At 62.9% G+C, this 17,592-nt stretch carries 15 protein-coding genes; 9 read left to right on the top strand and 6 right to left on the bottom strand.

Annotated elements, in window-relative coordinates; all coding sequences use genetic code 11:
* Positions 1 to 100: 100 nt before the first annotated feature.
* Together cphA (H4V96_RS15900) and cphA (H4V96_RS15895) are read right to left on the bottom strand one after the other, a co-directional pair.
* Positions 101 to 2,677: a cyanophycin synthetase gene (cphA, locus tag H4V96_RS15900; RefSeq protein ID WP_196854813.1), complete on the bottom strand. Its 2,577-nt coding sequence runs from the start codon at positions 2,675 to 2,677 to the stop codon at positions 101 to 103.
* 197 nt (positions 2,678 to 2,874) lie between these two features.
* Positions 2,875 to 5,052 carry a cyanophycin synthetase gene (gene cphA, locus H4V96_RS15895; protein WP_280721046.1) on the bottom strand — a complete coding sequence of 726 codons (2,178 nt, stop codon included), beginning with the start codon at positions 5,050 to 5,052 and terminating at the stop codon, positions 2,875 to 2,877.
* 512 nt (positions 5,053 to 5,564) lie between these two features.
* On the opposite strand from cphA (H4V96_RS15895), the gene H4V96_RS15890 reads away from it, so the two are divergent.
* Complete coding sequence (locus H4V96_RS15890) at positions 5,565 to 7,847, top strand: ABC transporter ATP-binding protein (protein ID WP_080570671.1); 2,283 nt, start codon at positions 5,565 to 5,567, stop codon at positions 7,845 to 7,847.
* Between the two features lie 2 nt (positions 7,848 to 7,849).
* Positions 7,850 to 8,320, top strand: a complete 471-nt coding sequence (locus tag H4V96_RS15885; protein WP_010400467.1) for a DUF1854 domain-containing protein — start codon at positions 7,850 to 7,852, stop codon at positions 8,318 to 8,320.
* Between the two features lie 57 nt (positions 8,321 to 8,377).
* Here H4V96_RS15885 and H4V96_RS15880 read toward each other — a convergent pair whose 3' ends face one another.
* A complete protein-coding gene (locus tag H4V96_RS15880; RefSeq protein WP_010400465.1) occupies positions 8,378 to 9,892 on the bottom strand; it encodes an AMP nucleosidase in 1,515 nt (504 codons plus the stop codon).
* Positions 9,893 to 10,004: 112 nt separating this feature from the next.
* On the opposite strand from H4V96_RS15880, the gene H4V96_RS15875 reads away from it, so the two are divergent.
* Both H4V96_RS15875 and map read left to right on the top strand, forming a co-directional pair.
* Positions 10,005 to 10,607, top strand: a complete 603-nt coding sequence (locus tag H4V96_RS15875) for a TetR/AcrR family transcriptional regulator (RefSeq protein ID WP_010400464.1) — start codon at positions 10,005 to 10,007, stop codon at positions 10,605 to 10,607.
* Positions 10,608 to 10,618: 11 nt separating this feature from the next.
* A complete protein-coding gene (map, locus tag H4V96_RS15870; protein ID WP_196854815.1) occupies positions 10,619 to 11,431 on the top strand; it encodes a type I methionyl aminopeptidase in 813 nt (270 codons plus the stop codon).
* Here map and H4V96_RS15865 read toward each other — a convergent pair.
* Positions 11,428 to 11,550, bottom strand: coding sequence for a hypothetical protein (locus tag H4V96_RS15865; RefSeq protein WP_261980910.1), 123 nt, complete (start codon positions 11,548 to 11,550; stop codon positions 11,428 to 11,430). The two genes, map and H4V96_RS15865, sit on opposite strands and share 4 nt — an antisense overlap.
* A 327-nt stretch (positions 11,551 to 11,877) precedes the next feature.
* On the opposite strand from H4V96_RS15865, the gene H4V96_RS15860 reads away from it, so the two are divergent.
* Complete coding sequence (locus H4V96_RS15860; protein ID WP_196854816.1) at positions 11,878 to 12,771, top strand: DMT family transporter; 894 nt, start codon at positions 11,878 to 11,880, stop codon at positions 12,769 to 12,771.
* Between the two features lie 38 nt (positions 12,772 to 12,809).
* The gene (locus H4V96_RS15855) at positions 12,810 to 13,397 is read left to right on the top strand and encodes an O-methyltransferase (protein WP_196854817.1); all 588 of its coding nucleotides are present in this window, start codon (positions 12,810 to 12,812) and stop codon (positions 13,395 to 13,397) included.
* Between the two features lie 4 nt (positions 13,398 to 13,401).
* Here the strand turns inward: H4V96_RS15855 and H4V96_RS15850 are convergent, their stop codons facing one another.
* Both H4V96_RS15850 and H4V96_RS15845 read right to left on the bottom strand, forming a co-directional pair.
* Positions 13,402 to 13,911: a GAF domain-containing protein gene (locus tag H4V96_RS15850; protein WP_010400460.1), complete on the bottom strand. Its 510-nt coding sequence runs from the start codon at positions 13,909 to 13,911 to the stop codon at positions 13,402 to 13,404.
* 67 nt (positions 13,912 to 13,978) lie between these two features.
* Positions 13,979 to 14,869 carry a LysR family transcriptional regulator gene (locus H4V96_RS15845; RefSeq protein WP_280721045.1) on the bottom strand — a complete coding sequence of 297 codons (891 nt, stop codon included), beginning with the start codon at positions 14,867 to 14,869 and terminating at the stop codon, positions 13,979 to 13,981.
* A gap of 85 nt (positions 14,870 to 14,954) precedes the next feature.
* Between H4V96_RS15845 and H4V96_RS15840 the strand changes: the two genes are divergently transcribed.
* The 3 genes from H4V96_RS15840 to H4V96_RS15830 all read left to right on the top strand — a co-directional run bounded on the left by H4V96_RS15840 (position 14,955) and on the right by H4V96_RS15830 (position 17,533).
* The gene (locus tag H4V96_RS15840) at positions 14,955 to 15,947 is read left to right on the top strand and encodes an aldo/keto reductase (protein WP_196854818.1); all 993 of its coding nucleotides are present in this window, start codon (positions 14,955 to 14,957) and stop codon (positions 15,945 to 15,947) included.
* A gap of 184 nt (positions 15,948 to 16,131) precedes the next feature.
* Positions 16,132 to 16,923 carry a CheR family methyltransferase gene (locus H4V96_RS15835; protein WP_261980976.1) on the top strand — a complete coding sequence of 264 codons (792 nt, stop codon included), beginning with the start codon at positions 16,132 to 16,134 and terminating at the stop codon, positions 16,921 to 16,923.
* A gap of 1 nt (position 16,924) precedes the next feature.
* Complete coding sequence (locus H4V96_RS15830) at positions 16,925 to 17,533, top strand: chemotaxis protein CheB (RefSeq protein ID WP_010400453.1); 609 nt, start codon at positions 16,925 to 16,927, stop codon at positions 17,531 to 17,533.
* Positions 17,534 to 17,592: the final 59 nt, after the last annotated feature.

Genomic DNA, 17,592 nt, shown 5'->3' with positions numbered 1-17,592 from the left:
GCGGCGGCACCTTGCGCCACATCACTGCACTGACGGATAGATTCCATCAGGCAAAAAAAGGGCGGCCCGCAGGCCGCCCTCGTGCTTGCTGATGCAGTACTTATGCTGATGCTTCGGCGACGCGCTTGGCGATGTGCGCCAGCGCTTCTTCCACCTGGTCGATCAGGATCAGGCACAGATCGCCTTCGTTCAAGCGTGCCAGCGCCTTGTCGATGGCGACGAATTCGCCGTTGATTTCATCGATATGGCTGGTGCGCTTGGCGCCGTTCAAGCCCTGGCGCAGCAGTGCCACGACTTCGCCGTCGGCGCGGCCGCGCTGGCACTGGTCCTGGTACAGCAACACGTCATCGAAGGCGGCGCCGAGGATTTCCGTTTGCTGGCGGATATCTTCGTCGCGGCGGTCGCCGGCACCGCTGATCACCACCAAACGGCGCTTGGCCGGCATGCTTTCCACGGCCTGCACCAGCGCCAGGATGGCGTCCGGATTGTGGCCGTAGTCAGCGATCAAGGTGGCGCCACGATAGTCAAACACATTGAAGCGGCCCGGCGCATTATCGGCTTCATTGGCAAAGGTTTTCAGGCCCAGCGCGATGGTTTTCCAGTCCAGGCCCACGGCCCAGGCGGCGGCGAGCGAAGCCATGACGTTGTCGACCTGGAAGCCAATGGCGCCATTGCGCGTGATCGGCACCTGCGACAGGGCGATCTCGTGGCGTTCCTGGCCTTGCGCTGCGACCAGCTTGCCGTCTTCCACGTACACCACGCGGTTGCCCTGTGCGCGGTGCGTGGCCATCACGGGATGCGTCTTGTCGGCGGCAAAGAAGGTCACCGTGCCGTTGCAATTCTTGGCCATGCGCGCGACGGCGGGGTCGGTGGCGTTCAGCACGGCGACGCCGCTGTCGGCCACGTTCTGCACGATCACGCGTTTCAGCACGGCCAGGTCTTCCACGGTGGTGATGTAGTTCAGGCCGAGGTGGTCGCCTGCGCCGATATTCGTCACCACGGCAACCTGGCAGCGGTCAAAAGCCAGGCCTTCGCGCAGCATGCCGCCACGCGCCGTCTCGAACACTGCCGCGTCGACGTCAGGGTGCAGCAGCACGTTGCGCGCGCTGCGCGGGCCGCTGCAGTCGCCACTGTCGATCTGGCGGCCTTCGATGTACACGCCATCGGTGTTGGTCATGCCTGTGCGCAGGCCGGAGGTGGTGAGCAGGTGGGCGATCAGACGCACGGTGGTGGTCTTGCCGTTGGTGCCGGTGACGGCAACGATGGGGATGCGACCATCGTCGCCCTCGGCGAACATGGCGGCGATGATGGCTTCGCCCACGGGGCGCGGCTTGCCGAACGACGGCGCCAGGTGCATGCGCAGGCCCGGCGCGGCATTCACTTCGACGATGCCGGCGTTCTGCTCTTCCAGCGGTTTTAAAATGCTCTCGGAAACCACGTCCACGCCGCAGATATCGAGGCCCACCATGTGCGCGGCGGCGACGGCGCGCGCCGCCACTTCCGGGTGCACGTCGACGGTGACGTCGGTGGCCGAGCCACCCGTCGACAGGTTGGCGTTATTGCGCAAAATCACGCGCTGGCCCACGGGCGGCACCGATTCGGCCACGTAGCCCTGCTTGGCCAGGCTGGCCAGGGCGATGTCGTCAAAGCGGATTTTCGTCAGCGAGGTGGCGTGGCCGCTGCCGCGGCGCGGGTCCAGGTTGACCTGCTCGACCAGTTGGCGCACCGTGTGCTGGCCGTCGCCCACCACTTGCGGCGGGTCGCGGCGGGCAGCTGCCACCATCTTGTTGCCGATGACGAGCAAACGGAAATCGTGGCCCGGCAGATAGCGCTCGACGAGGATGTCGTCGCGGAACTCCTGCGCTGCAAGGAAGCCGGCCGTCAGCTGTTCGCGCGTGGTGACATTGACGGTGACGCCCTTGCCCTGATTGCCATCCTTGGGCTTGACGACGACGGGCAAGCCGATCTCGCAGGCGGCGGCCCAGGCGTCATCCGCATCGATGACGACGCGACCTTGCGGCACCGGCACGCCGGCCGAGTCCAGCAGCTTCTTGGTCAGTTCCTTGTCTTGCGCGATGGCTTCGGCAATCGCGCTGGTGCCATCCATTTCGGCGGCCTGGATCTTGCGCTGCTTGCTGCCCCAGCCGAACGTCACCAGGCTGCCTTCGGTCAGGCGGCGAAACGGGATATTGCGTGCCACGGCGGCGTTGACGATGGCGCCCGTCGAAGGGCCCAGACGCACGTCTTCATCGAGTTCTTGCAACTGGTACAGGGCGCCGGCCAGGTCGAACGGCGCATCGTCGAGTGCAGCCTGACACATTTTTTGCGCAAGTTCCAGGGCCAGGCGGCCGACGGCTTCTTCCGAATATTCGACGACGACCTGGAAGATGCCCGTTTCCAGCGTCGGCGTGGTGCGGCTGAACGTGACGGGGCAGCCGGCTTGCGCCTGCAAGCCCAGCGCCGCCAGTTCCAGCACCTGCGCCATCGGCGCGGCGTTGTAATTGCCCAGCGGTTGCAGCGGGCTCAGTTGTGGAAAGAGCGACCGCAGACGGGCTTCGAAGCCGGGCAGCTGGGCAATGTCGAGTTCCTGCGCGGTGCAGGAAACAATGGCTTCCACGGCGGTGTCGTGGCTCCAGAGGTTAGGGCCCCGCAAGGCCCGTACGCGAGATACTTCCATAATTAAACCGTAATCCTGTTGTGTTCTTGTGGGCCCGGCCGTCCTTGCCGGGCTTCTTTGCAGCGCTTTTACGTCAAATTAAACCGTAGCGAGCGGATGTGAGTTGTGGCCGAGAAGCGGAGCTGTGCGAATGCACAGTGAGCATCGGAGGCCGCAAATCGCGACGCGCAGTAGGTTTGGTTTGACGTCCCTGGTTTTTAGTTGCCGATGCAGCCGGGTGCCGCGTCGAAGGTGCGAAGGCCCGCGCAGATCAGGTCGACGGGCAGGTTCAGGGCCCACGCGGCGGCCGCAACGGCCAGCACGCAGTCGACATTGCCGACCGTGGCCGGTTTCAGCAGGTCCAGGCACAGCAAGACCGTTTCGCTGCCGCCTTCGGCCAGTACAATGTGCTTGTCGCGCACGAACACGGCGCGCTGGCCGGCGGCCAGTTGCGCTGCGATGGCGGCCAGGCTGCCGTCCTGCGCATACAGGGTCACGCTGCCGTCGCACAGCTCGGCCAGTTCCAGCACTCGCGCGTTGGCGGCGTTCAGCACGGCCACGCCCGTTGGCATCACCACGTCGACCTGGCTGCGCACTGCCTTGTACAGGCCAGCATCGTCCAGCACGTCGAAATCCTTGACGCTTTCAAGGTTGCCCATGTCGGTGACGACGCCGATCTGGCACTTGTCATAGGCCAGTCCTTCGGCCAGGATCATGCGCGGATTGCTCTCGAACAGAGCCGTCTGCACGGTGCGGTTGAGCAGCAGGCGCTGGCCCGCGTCCCAGTTCACGCAATCGCTGCTGACGACGCGGCGCTGGTCCAGGTACATGCCTTCGCTGCAGACGGCGCCCGTGTGCAGGCCCGACAGGTTGAGCAGTTTGCACAGCATGCGTACGATCAGGCTGGCGCCGCGCGTGCCTGTCACGCCGATCAGCGGAATGCGGCCCGTTTCTGCTGGCGCGAACAGGTGCTCGACGATGGCCGCGCCGACAGGGCGGCTCTGGCCTACGCCCGGCTTGATGTGCGCCAGCAGGCCGGGGCTGGCATTGACTTCGATGATGGCGCCGCGCTGCTCTTCCAGCGGACGCGTGATGTCTGTCGTGACCAGGTCGATGCCGGCAATATCGAGGCCGACGACTCTGGCCGCCAGCAGGGCTGCATGGACGACCGATGGATGCACGTCGTCGGTGACGTCGATGGCCACGTTGCCGTTCGGCTGGATCAGCACTTTCTGGCCCGCTTGCGGCACGGACAGGGCGGTCATGCCCTGGCGCTGCAGTTCCAGCACGATTTCGCCCGATTCATGCGGCTTGACGGTGCCCAGCGGGAAATCCTCGCCTTCGCCGCGGCGCGGGTCGATATTGATCTGCGTGTTCACCAGTTCGAGCACGCTCGACACACCGTCGCCATCGACCCACAAGGATTCACCCTTGGCGGCGGCGATCAGCTTGTTGCCGACCACCAGCAGACGGTGTTCATCGCCGGTGATGAAACTTTCTACCAGCACGGCCGAGCTGTCGCCCTTGCGCGCGGCCAGTTCGTAGGCCGCCTTGACGTCGCTCTCGGTCATCAGATTGAGCGACACGCCGCGGCCGTGATTGCCGTCATACGGTTTGACGACGACGGGCACGCCGATATCCTGTGCTTCTTCCCAGGCCGCTTCGGCGCTGCGCACCAGGCTGCCTTCGGGCACGCGCACGCCGCACGATTTGAGCAAGAATTTGGTCAGGTCCTTGTCGCTGGCGATGCCTTCGGCAATCGCGCTGGTGCGGTCCGTTTCGGCCGTCCAGATGCGGCGCTGCGCGGCGCCGTGGCCCAGTTGCACCAGGTTGCCGTCGTTCAGGCGCAGCGAAGGGATGCTGCGCTCGGTGGCGGCATCGACGATGCTGGCCGTGCTCGGACCGAGGCAGCGCGAGTCGACCATGTCGCGTAGCGGTACCAGCGCCGCTTCGAGATCGTAGGCTTCATCATTGATGGCAGCCATCAGCAGTTCGCGCGCGGTGGCCAGGGCGGCGCGGCCCACCTGTTCTTCGCGGGTGCGGAAAGCCATCTTGTAGACGCCGCGCTGGCTGGTCGAGCGCGTCTGGCCGAAGCCGGTGCGCATGCCTGCCAGGTTTTGCAATTCCAGCACCACGTGTTCGAGGATGTGGGCCGACCACGTGCCTTCACGCAGGCGCTCGAAAAAGCCGCCCCGTTCGCCCACGCCGCAGCGGTGTTCGATCATGCCCGGCAGCCACGCCACCAGACGCTCGTACAGGCCGGGCAGGGTATTGGATGGATAGTCTTCCAGTTCGCCGATGTCGACCCAGGCCTCAATCACGGGACGATAGGTCCAGATGTTGGGGCCGCGCAAATGAGTGACGCGGACAAATTCGATGTTCTTCTTCTTGATCATGTAAGTGGTTTCTTGATAACAGGCCAGGCGTCTGGGCGCCAGATACTTTATGTAGGCTCTACAGAGTCTTTTCAGGCTCGTGCTTGGTTCTTTATCCCGGGTATGCGCAGTGTGCCACTTTTAGTGGTCTCTTGTCGCGTTTGCTGCTCGTATTCTGCTGGTGTTGTCATTCTAATTGATACTATTTGTTGCCTTACTTGTTATAAAGATACCGACTCAGGGCTAAGCCGGGGCATTTGCGCAACAGCGAGCTGTTGTATACTTGCCCATGCTCAGGGCCGCGTTGCATACGCGCCGCGCCTGCCTGGCACTGCGCGCGACGGTTGCCGATTTTTTTGCCTCATTTTGCCATCCATTGCCTACTTGCAGGCATCCATTCGATACAATACAGGAAATTGCCACTGGTGCATCTACCTCGCCATCGCGCAATACACAAACATTGATCGGGCGTCTGCCCTATCCCCCAAATCCCGCCCTGAAGGGCTTGGCCTCGAGCCGGAGTATGCTTTACGATGACAACTGAACAGAGTGTTCCTGCAACAACTATTCCCCTCAACTCGCTGCCCGCGCCTGTAGCACAAGCCTGGCTGGCGGAGGTGGAAAGCAAGCTTTCTCCAGGGGAGAACGTTTTAAGTAGCGTTGAGGTTGACCTCGATGCGCGATTACGTTTCACAAAAGGCATAATTGTTGTTACCGAGCAGCGTTTGCTGGCCCGTTCACCGGGTGATACTGCCTGGAAAAGCTGGTCTTTCCGCGCTGGACTGCGCCTCACGCACCACGACCATGCCGGTGTCGGTCACATGGAATTGTTCGACGACCACGGCCGCCTGGCCTCGTGGCGCTTCACGCTGGGCCAGAATTTGCACGCCATCCGCGTGCTGGAGCAGTTCGTCGAGCGCCTCGACAGCCACCTGACGGGTCAACCCGTGCTGCAAGCGGAGCAGGAAGTGTGTCCGAGCTGCAAGGCCCCTTTGGAGCCGGAGCAGGAAGAATGCCCGATCTGCGCCAAGGTGCTGTACACGCCGCCGTCTACCTGGACCCTGTTCCGCCTGTGGCGCTTCGCCCATCCCTACCGTGGCCAACTGGCCCTGGGCTTCATGCTGATGCTGCTGAGTACCGCTGCGCACATGATTCCGCCTTACCTGACGGCGCCGTTGATGGATAATGTGCTGATTCCATATCAAAACGGCAAGCAGATCGACCCGTGGCTGGTGGTGTACTACATGAGTGGCTTGCTGGGCTCGGCCCTGCTGGCCTGGCTGCTGGGCTGGGGCAAGACCTATGTGCTGGCGCTGGTCTCCGAACGCATGGGCGCCGATTTGCGCTCGGCCACGTATGAACACTTGATGAAACTGTCGCTGGAATTCTTTGGCGGCAAACGCACGGGCGACCTGATGTCGCGCATCGGCAGCGGCAGCGATCGCATCTGCGTCTTCCTCTCGCTGCACTTGCTCGATTTTGCCTCCGACGTACTGATGATCATCATGACGGGCGTGATCCTGTGGTCGATGAACCCGTGGCTGGCCATCATGACGCTGGCGCCATTGCCCTTCATCGCCTGGATGATCCATCTGGTGCGCGACCGTTTGCGCACCGGTTTTGAAAAAATCGACCGCGTCTGGAGCGAGGTGACCAACGTGTTGGCCGACACCATACCCGGCATCCGCGTGGTCAAGGCGTTTGCGCAGGAAAAACGCGAAGCGGCCCGCTTCCGCGACGCCAATGCGCACAACCTGGCCGTCAACGACAAGTTGAACAAAGTTTGGTCGCTGTTTTCGCCCACCGTGTCCTTCCTGACGGAAATGGGTTTGCTCGTCATCTGGTGCTTCGGTATCTGGCAACTGTCGCGTGGCGAAATCACCGTCGGCGTGCTGACCGCCTTCATCGCCTACAGCACGCGCTTCTACAGCCGCCTCGACTCGATGAGCCGCATCGTCTCCGTGACGCAGAAATCGGCGTCCGCCGCCAAGCGCATCTTCGACATCCTCGACCATGTGTCGAGCGTGCCGGAACCGGCGCAACCGGTCAAACTGGAGAAGATCGAAGGCAGGATCGATTTGCGCGAAGTCGGTTTCCGCTATGGCAACCGGGCCGTCAACCGTGGCATCACCTTGAACATCAAGGCGGGCGAAATGATCGGCCTGGTCGGTCACAGCGGTTCTGGCAAGAGCACCCTGGTCAACCTGATCTGCCGTTTCTATGATGTGTCGGAAGGCGCGATTTTGCTCGACGGCGTCGACATCCGCTCGTTCGCCGTGTCCGACTACCGCCGCAATATCGGCCTGGTGCTGCAGGAGCCGTTCCTGTTCTTCGGTACCATCGCGGAAAATATCGCCTACGGCAAGCCGCACGCGACGCGCCAGGAGATCATCGCCGCTGCGCGCGCCGCGCATGCCCACGAATTCATCCTGCGCCTGCCGCAAGGCTACGATTCGATGGTGGGCGAGCGTGGCCAGGGCTTGTCCGGCGGCGAACGCCAGCGCATCTCGATTGCGCGCGCCCTGCTGATCGACCCGCGCATCCTGATCATGGATGAAGCGACATCGTCGGTCGACTCGGAAACGGAAAAAGAAATCCAGAAGGCGCTCGACAACCTGGTGCAGGGCCGCACGACGATCGCCATCGCGCACCGCCTGTCAACCTTGCACCGGGCCGACCGCCTGGTGGTGCTGGACCGTGGCCAGGTCGTCGAAGTGGGCAGTCACGATGAACTGATGGCGAAAGAGGGCGCCTATTTCCGCCTCTACGAAGCACAGGCGCGCAACAACGAACTCGCCCTGGATGACAAGGAATAAGCATGGCCAGTACAATTTTTACATTAAGCCGTGACAGCTTCGGCAAGCTGCTGATGACGGACGCCGATGGCCAGGTCTTTGAAGGCGTGGTGCCTGTGCGCGCCTTCCCCATCCAGTCGCCCGACGAAGGCATTTCGCTGGTGCTGGGCAATGGCAAGGAAGTGGCGTGGATCGACCGCCTCGATGCCTTGCCGGAACCGGCGCGCAGCCTGCTGCAGGAAGAGCTGGAAGGGCGCGAATTCATGCCCGAGATCGCGCGCGTGAAAAGCGTTTCCAGCTTTGCCACGCCGTGCACCTGGCATGTCGATACGGACCGTGGCGAGACGCAGTTCGTGCTGAAAGGCGAGGAAGACATCCGTCGCATCGGCGCCACCTCGCTCTTGATCGCCGACAACCACGGCATCCATTTCCTGATCCGCGATATGTTCAATATCGACAAGACGACGCGCAAGATACTCGACCGCTTCCTGTAAGCGGCAGTCACTGAAGTTGAAAAACGGCGCCTACATTTTGCTGCAGGCGCCGTTTTTTTATTGGAACGCCACCTCCGCAAAGCTGCGCAGCTTGCGGCTGTGCAGCCGGTCCACGCCCTGGCGGCGCAGCAATTCCACGGCGCGTATGCCGATGCGCAGGTGCTGGTCGACCCGTTCGCGGTAAAAGTGGTTGGCCATGCCGGGCAGCTTGATTTCGCCGTGCAGCGGCTTGTCGCTGACGCACAGCAAAGTGCCATACGGGACGCGGAAGCGGAAGCCGTTGGCGGCGATCGTTGCGCTTTCCATGTCCAGCGCGATGGCGCGGCTCTGGCTGAAGCGGCGCTCCGGCGTGCGCTGCGGCAGCAGTTCCCAGTTGCGGTTGTCGGTGCTGGCCACGGTCCCCGTGCGCATGATGTGTTTCAGGTCATGCCCCGTCAGCTGGGTGATTTCCGCCACCGCCGTTTGCAGCGCCTGCTGGATTTCTGCCAGCGGCGGGATCGGCACCCATAGCGGCAAGTCTTCGTCGAGCACATGGTCTTCGCGCACATAGGCGTGCGCCAGCACGTAGTCGCCCAGGCTTTGCGTGGTGCGCAAACCGGCGCAGTGGCCCAGCATCAGCCAGGCGTGCGGGCGCAGCACGGCGATATGGTCAGTGATGGTCTTGGCATTGGCCGGTCCGACGCCGATATTGACCATGGTGATGCCGCTGCCATCGGCGCGCAGCAGGTGGTAGGCCGGCATCTGCGGCAGGCGTGGTGGCGCGGCGCCCAGCGCATCTTCGCTTTCGACCGCTTGTCCGACCCGGCGCGTGACCACATTGCCCGGTTCGATAAAGGCGATGTAGCCGTCGTCGTCCGAGGGCGCGGTGGCGTCGGGCGTACGTTCCATCATGGCGTGGCCCAGGCGGATGAATTCGTCGATATAGAACTGGTAATTGGTAAACAGCACGAAGTTCTGGAAATGCTGCGGCGAAGTACCGCTGTAGTGGCGCAGGCGCTGCAGCGAATAATCCACGCGCGGAGCGGTGAACAGGGCCAGCGGCTGCGCTTCGCCGTGCGCCGGTTCGTGCGTGCCGTTGGCGATGCCGTCGTCCATGGCCGACAAGTCGGGCAGGTCGAACAGGTCGCGCATGGCCATGCGACGACCCGCATCCATATTGCCTTCGATGTGGTCATGCTCGGCGAACGAGAAATGCACGGGGATCGGTTGGGCGCTGACGCCCACTTCCAGTTGCACCTTCTGGCCGCTGTTATGGTTTTTCAGCAGCAGGGTGAACTGGTCGAGGTAATAGTCGCCGAACAGGTCGGGGCGCGTCAGGGTGGTTTCAAACACACCGGGACCGGCGACAAAGCCATAGGCCAGCGGCGAGTCGGCGCGCGCCACGGTGTCGGTCTGGATGCGCACGAAGGGGTAGCAGGCGCGTATGCGTTCGTGCATGTCCGCGCCGGCGACAAAGCGCTGCAGCGCGTCGCGCAGGTGTTCGATGCTGCTGCGGTAAATGGCTTGCACCTGTTCTAACGCCAGGCGTGGATCGTCGAAGCGGGAGGAGGCGATGAAAGGGGGCGTAAGCAAGCGGATTCTCCTTGTAGCGGTTCGTGCATACCATTGTAAGGCAGCGGGGCAACTCTTGTCGGTGCGTGCACGGCCGCTTGACGGATTCAAATAGAATCTGTATTCTATTTGAATGGTCAGACTAGCAAAATTTAACGAAAATAACTTCATCGATGGCGCCATCGCCATCGCCGCCCAGTGCGGTGTGGCCGCCGTGTCGATGGCGGCCATCGCCGTCAAGGCCGGCGCGCCCATCGGCTCCGTGTATCACCGCTTCGATTCGCGCAATGCTATCCTGGCACGCGCCTGGCTGCGCGTGAAAGGCGACTTCCGCGAGGAAGTGGCCAGCCGCTGGCTCGGCGGCGATACCTGGGCTGGCGTGCATGGCTTGCTGGACTGGTGCCGGCGCAAGCCCGTGTATGCGCGCTTCCTGCTGCAATGCGCCGACAACCCCGATTTCAGCAGTGGTCTCAGCGAGCAATTGCTGGCCGCCGTGGAGGAAGAGCAGGCGGCGCTCGATGCCTGCTTTGTGCGCTGCGCCGAAGCCATGCCCGCCGCCGCGCAGCCGGACCTGGACCACATGCTGCTCAAATTTGTCCTGATCGATGCCCCCGTGGCCGTCGTCAAGCCCTACCTGACCCAAGAGCGGCCGATACCTGCCACTGTCGACGCCATGCTGCGCGCCTCGCATGACGCGGTGCGCGGCTGGGCCTTACACACCACATCACACTCATAAAGAAGAAATCCATGCGCTATTCCACCCAGCTTGAACACGGCAAGAAAATCCCCCTGCACGACGAAGAAGGCTTCATCGGCATGCGCGCGGCCGGCCGCATCGCCGCCGACACGCTCGACTACATCACGCCTTTCATCAAGCCTGGCGTATCGACGGCCAAGCTCGACGCCTTGTGCGAGCAATTCATGCGCGCCGCCGGCGCCATCCCCGGCACCATCGATTACCACGGCTACAAGCATGCCAGCTGCATCTCCGTCAATCACGTGGTCACGCATGGCATCCCGTCCGAGACCAAGATCTTGAAAGTGGGCGATATCCTCAACATCGACGTGACGCCGAAGTTCCAGGGCTGGTTTGGCGACACCAGCCGCACTTTCAAGGTCGGTGCCGTGTCCATCCTGGCCAACCGCCTGGTCAACACGGCGTATGAAGCCATGATGGCCGGCATTCATACCGTGCGCCCGGGCGCGACCTTGGGCGACGTGGGCGCCGCCATCGAGGCGGTGGCCAAGGCGCAGGGCTTTTCCTCCGTGCGCGACTTTTGCGGCCATGGCGTGGGCCAGGTCTTCCACGACACGCCGCAAGTGCTCCATTACGGCCGCGCCGGCACGGGCATCGTGCTCGAACCGGGCATGATCTTTACCATCGAGCCTATGCTCAACGTGGGCAGCTACCAGGTCAAGGTCTTGCCCGATAAATGGACCACGGTGACGAAAGACCGTTCGCTGTCAGCGCAGTTCGAGCATTCGCTGGCCGTGACGGAAACGGGCTTTGAAATCTTCACCCTGACCGGCTTGCCCGATACGCTGGCGTCAGCCGCTTAAGGCTGTCCCTGCGCGACGGCCTTGATCGCGCGCTCCTCGCCCATGTCGGAGGCGATCTTCCAGCGCTGCATGGCGCTGGCATGGTCCGCGCGCGTCAAGCCCGCGCCGTCCCAATCCATTAGCCCCAGGTGATAGATATCGCCCGCGCAGCAGCTTTTCCACGATATTGTCCAGGGTCAGCCAGCGCAAGTGCGTGCCGTACGCCACCAGATGATGCTTTTCTGCGTCCAGCGTGGGCGGCGGCGCAACTATTACCGCGGCAGTCATCGCTGGCCACTCGGATGGCACTGCTCAGCGCACTGCTGGTCCGACTGTGCTGTTTCTTCCTGCTTTTTGCTGTTTTTTTCTGTTTTTTGCTGTTCTTTACAGCGCTTGTCCGGTGCGCCTTGTCTGCCTCGATACCTAGCATGCGAAAATGGCCGCCATTCAATCATGGAGTTCTCCGCATGCAAGCCAAGCAGTATCTGTTTCCCGTGATCGCCGTGCTGATCTGGGCCATCAACACCATCGTCAGCAAGATGGCCGTCGGCGTGATCGATCCTGCCGCCATCTCGTTCTACCGCTGGCTGCTCGCTGGCGTGCTGCTGGCGCTGGTCTTTGGTCGCGGCGTGTGGAAGCAGCGGGCCGTGGTGAAACCTTATATGGGGAAACTGTTCGTGCTCGGTATGCTGGGCATGGTGATGTACCAGTGCCTGGCCTACATCGCCGCGCAAACGACGACGGCCACCAATATGGGCATCCTGGCCTCGTTGATGCCCTTGCTGGCTGTGGGCCTGTCTGTATTACTGCTGGGCGAGGCGCCCACCGTGGGCGGCGTACTGGGCGGCATGGTGTCGCTGCTGGGGCTAGGCTATCTGCTCAGCCATGGCGATCCGGCCGCGTTGATCTCCCACGGCGCGGCCATGGGCGACGCCCTGATGTTGCTCGCTTGCCTATCGTATGCGGCTTACGGCGTGCTGCTCAAACGCTGGAAGATTCCTCTCAATAACTGGCATTGCCTGCTGATTCAGGTCTGCTGCGCCGTGCCCGTGCTGTTTGTGTATTACCTGAGCCAGTCCGCGCCGCCCGTCACCAGCGCCGGTTTGCCGCTGGTACTGTTTGCCGGCATTCCCGCCTCTATCATCGCGCCGTTTTTGTGGATGCATGGCCTGGCCAAGCTCGGTCCCAGCCGTGCCACGACATTGATGAATTTGCTGCCGGTGTTTACCGTCATCATCGCCATGCTGTTCTTGGGGGAAGTCTTGCACGTCTATGATGTGATCGGTGGCGGTGTGACCTTGCTCGGTGTGGTGATGGTGCAAACCCTGAAACGCCCTCTGCGTCGTCGCGCCAGCACCTAGTTTTTTTGCTATGCTGATGCTTTAAATAAGGAGGCAGCATGCCTAGCATCGACACTTTGTTGAGCGAGCTCGAAGCATTCGGTAGCAGCAACGATGCACTGCACACGCAGCGCGCCAGCCGCATGCTCAATATTACGCGCGACACGGGCCAATTGCTGGCCGTGCTGGTGCACGCGCGCGGTGCGCGCCGGGTGCTGGAGATCGGCACCTCGAACGGCTATTCCACCCTGTGGCTGGCGCGCGCGGCGCGCTCGCTCGGTGGCAGCGTGGTGACGGTGGAACAAGCCCAGGACAAGTTCGACATGGCGCATGCCAACTTTGCGCGCGCGCAATTGCAGGGCGTGATAGGCCAGCTGCTGGCGGACGCGGGCGACGTGCTGCGCGATGCGGCGCACGGCGCCTACGATTTCATCTTTCTCGATTCCGCGCGCCAGCAGTATGCGCAATGGTGGCCGCAATTGGACCGCGCGCTGGCGCCCGGCGGCGTGCTGGTGGTCGACAACGCCGCTTCGCACTACGCGGACATGGCCGCTTTCCTTGACGCCATCCGCGCCGACAGCCGCTACACGACCTGCCTGGCCACTGTCGGCAAGGGCGAATTCATCGCCGTCAAGTCCGGCAACTGAGTCATTACTCGGCGACGATAGCCGCTTCCAGCACGCGCACCAGCGATTCGACGCCTTGTGCGTCGACTTCATCGAAGCGGCCCGTCAGGGGGCTGTCGAGGTCGAACACGCCGATGATATTGCCTTGCGCAAACACGGGTACCACCAGTTCCGAGCGTGAATTGACGTCGCAGGCGATGTGGCCGGGAAATGCATGGACATCTTGCACCACGATGGACTTGCCCTCGACGACGGTGGTGCCGCATACGCCGCGGCCCTTCTTGATGCGGATGCAGGCTGGCTTGCCCTGGAATGGCCCCAGCACCAGCTCCTCGCCCTTGAGGAAATAAAAGCCGGCCCAGTTCAAGCCCGGCATGGTGTTGAAGACCAGCGCGCTGAAGTTGGCCGTATTGGCGATGAAGTCGCTCTCGCCCGACAGCAAACCTTGCAACTGCGAGCGCAGGTCTGCGTACATGGCTTGCTTGGCGGCGGGGGTGTCGGTGTCGTAGGCGGTGTCGCTGATGGTGAATGTCATGGTCGTGGTGGTGCGCAAAATGGTGAAGGCGTGATGGTAGCGCGTTTGGCGCCTCTGTGTGCAGCCCTCACCTATGCAGATGTTCTTGCGCCAGCTGGCGCAGCAGGGGCAGGGCCGCATGGTCGTGCCCATCGCGCCAGGCCAGGCCGATGCCGACCGCCAATGCTTCTCCCTCCGCCAATTGCCGGTAAGCCACGCCAGCGAGGCGCAGCGCGCGGAAGGAGTCGACCAGCAGGGCCATGCCCTTGCCGGCGGCCACCTCGCTGAGCAGCACATGATGGTCCAGCGCCTCGCGCAAGAAAGTGGGGGCGAAGCCGTGGCGCTGAAATACCCGCTGGCAATGGTCGAAAAAGGCTGGCTGGCGTGCTCGTTCGAACCAAAAAATCGGTTCTGTTGCGATGTCAGCCAGGCCCAGCTTGCGCTTTTTCGCCAGCCTGTGGCTAGCGGGCAGGGCCAGCATCATGGGCTGGCGCGCCAGCGGCTGGACGGCTAGCTCGAAGGTGGCGCTGGGCAGGGCCAGCAGGGCCGCATCGAGCTGGCCCTTGCGCACGGCTGTGACCAGGCGCGGCGAGGGCGCAGCCGTCAGTTCCAGGCGCAGCGTGCCTAATTGACTGCTCAATGCTGCCAGCAGGGGCTGGAACAGGCCCGCTTCCACCGAACTGCTCAGGCCCAGGCGCAGGCGCACGGGAGCGCTGTCTTGCCGTAGGGACGCTTGCGCCACCTCTAGCAAGTCGAGGATGTGCAGCGCCTGCGGCAGCAGGGTGCGGCCCGCCTGCGTCAGGGCCACGCCCTGGGTGTCGCGCTCGAACAATCGTGCGCCCAGCCGCTCTTCGAGCAGCCTGATGGCGCGCGACAGGGGCGGCTGCGTCATGTGCAATTGTTCCGCCGCCTGGCGAAAGTTCAGGCAGCGGGCGACGCCGCAAAACAGGCTCAACGCATGGGTGTCCAGAGTTCTCATACCAGAAAGGTATCACGAAATTGCACATTCCCTTGTCGGCCTGCGCGGTCCAGACTTGCCGCCTTGACACTTGAAGGAGATCAACATGCAACTGCCACAACGACGCATCGGCCACAGCGGCTTGAACAGTTCGGCACTGGGCCTGGGCTGTATGGGCATGTCGGAATTTTATGGCGCCACGGACGAGGCGCAATCGTTGGCCACCCTGGACGCGGCCCTGGCCGCTGGCGTGACCCTGTTCGACACGGCCGACGCCTACGGCTTTGGCCACAACGAGCAATTGCTGGGACGTTTCTTGAGCAAGCACCGCGGACAAGCCCAGGTCGCCACCAAGTGCGGCCTGGTGCGCGTAGCGGGCAGCTATGCGCGTCGCGTCGACAATGGCCCCGCTTACATCCGCCAGGCCTGCGATGCGTCGCTGGCGCGCCTGGGCGTCGATGCCATCGACTTGTTTTATCTGCACCGCTTGAACCTCGATACCCCGCTGGAAGCGTCGATGCAGGCGCTGGCACAACTGCTGCAAGAGGGCAAGATCCGCGCCGTGGGCCTGTGCGAAGTGAGCGCCGCGACCTTGCGGCGCGCGGCGGCGCTGTGCCCGGTGGCGGCCGTGCAGAGCGAATACTCGCTGTGGACGCGCGAGCCGGAGCAGGGCGTGCTGGCCGCCTGCCGCGAAGTGGGCGCCAGTTTCTTTGCCTATAGCCCGCTGGGGCGCGGTTTCCTGACGGGCGCCATAGCCGACCCGGCCAGCCTCGACGCCGGGGACTTCCGCCAGTTCAATCCGCGTTTCGCCGCCGGGAACCTGGCGCACAACCAGGCCATCGTTGCGCAAGTGCAGCAGTTGGCGCGCAGCAAGCGGTGTACGCCGGCCCAGCTGGCGCTGGCCTGGCTGCTGGCCCAGGGCGACGACATCATCCCGATTCCCGGCACCAGGCGCATCGCCTACCTGCACGACAACCTCGGTGCGCTGGCCGTGCAGCTGGACGCGGCGGAACTGGCGGCGATGAGCGCCGCCTTTCCTTTGGGCATGGCAGCGGGCGCGCGCTATACGGCGGAAGGGATGAAGGGCGTGGATGCCTGAGGAAAAGTGCGCCGAGTGTACGCTAACGTACATATGCGACACTTTAGCTGCGCGATAATCGTCGACGATCTGCCAGTATTTTGGCTAGTCCCAGGCACCCGGCCAGCGCAGCGGGGCCGGGGCATGCAGCATGTATAGAGGAGAGGATTTCGGATTGCTGGACGATGATATTTTCGATATCGAAATGAAGTTATTGCTTGAGGCAATATTGCTAAGGTATCAGCATGATTTCCGCGATTATTCCGTGGCGTCCTTGCGCCGGCGCATGCTCCAGGCCATGGAGCGTTTCGGCTGCACCAGCCTGTCGCAGCTGCAGGACCGCATCTTGCGTACACCGGCCATGTTCGCGCAACTATTGCAGTTTTTTACGGTCCAAGTGAGCGAGATGTTCCGTGACCCCGCCTATTTTCGCGCCGTGCGCGAAAAAGTCGTGCCCGTCTTGCACACGTATCCCTCCATCAAGATATGGGTGGCCGGTTGCAGCAGCGGCGAAGAGGTGTGGTCGCTGGCCATTTTGCTGGAAGAGGAAGGGTTGCTCGAGCGCAGCATGATTTATGCTACCGACATTAATGTCGAGGCGCTGGCTGCGGCCGAAGCGGGCATCTATTCGGTCGAGCGCATCGCCCAGTTCAGCGAAAATTATCAACGCGCCGGTGGCAAGCGTTCGCTGTCCGACTATTACACGGCCGCCTACAAGGGCGCCATCTTTGACCGGCGCCTGCGGCGCCAGTTCGTCTTCGCCGACCATAGCCTGGCGACGGACAGCGTGTTTTCGGAGGTACACATGGTTTCCTGTCGTAACGTCATGATTTACTTCAATAAAGACTTGCAAGACCGCTGTCTGGGCCTGTTCCACGAAGCGCTGGTACACCGGGGCTTCCTGGGCCTCGGCATGAAGGAAAGCCTGCATTTCAGCCGCCATGGGCGCAGCTTCAACGAGCTGAGCGCGGTAGAGCGCATCTTTCAGCGAGCCTGATATGTTGCCGACCTGTGAGGTAGCGCCACCGCCCGCCGGCCTGCGCCTGATCGCCATCGGCGCCTCGGCAGGCGGCGTGGAAGCACTCGGTATCTTGCTGAGCGCCATGCCGGCCATCTGCGGCGCAGCCGTGGTGGTGCTGCTGCACCTGGCGCCTGGCCAGTCCAGCCGCTTGCCGCAGCTGTATGCGGCGCGCTGCGCGCTGCCTTTGCGCGTAGCGCAGGACAAGGAAGCGCTGCAAGGCGGCACGGTCTACTTCGCCCCGCCCGATTACCACCTGCAAATCGAACCCGATGGCTGTTTTTCCCTGTCGCAGGAAGCGCCCGTGCATTTTTCGCGCCCGTCTATCGATGTCTTGCTGGAAACAGCCGCCTACGCCTACCGGCGCAGCATGCTGGCCATCATCTTGACGGGCGCTTCGGCCGATGGCGCGGCGGGACTGGCGCGCGTGCGCCAACTGGGCGGCAGCGCCTGGGTGCAGGACCCGCAACGGGCCGTTTGTGGCTTCATGCCGGCCGCTGCGCTGAAGCGCGCGGGCGCCGACCGGGTGCTCGATTTGCCGCAAATGGCTGCCAGCCTGGCCTTGCTTGGCGATGCCGAACACAAGTGAATGGGAGTGAGGTAGTACGTGTAATATAGGTGAATACTGAAACACTATTTATGTCTTTA

Origin of the sequence: Janthinobacterium sp. CG_23.4 (genome assembly GCF_029892305.1) — a bacterium.
In the GTDB taxonomy this organism is placed as follows: Bacteria; Pseudomonadota; Gammaproteobacteria; order Burkholderiales; family Burkholderiaceae_D; genus Janthinobacterium; species Janthinobacterium lividum_D.
The sequence above is the reverse complement of the archived record's forward strand: the minus strand, read 5'-3'. Positions and strand labels throughout refer to the sequence as shown.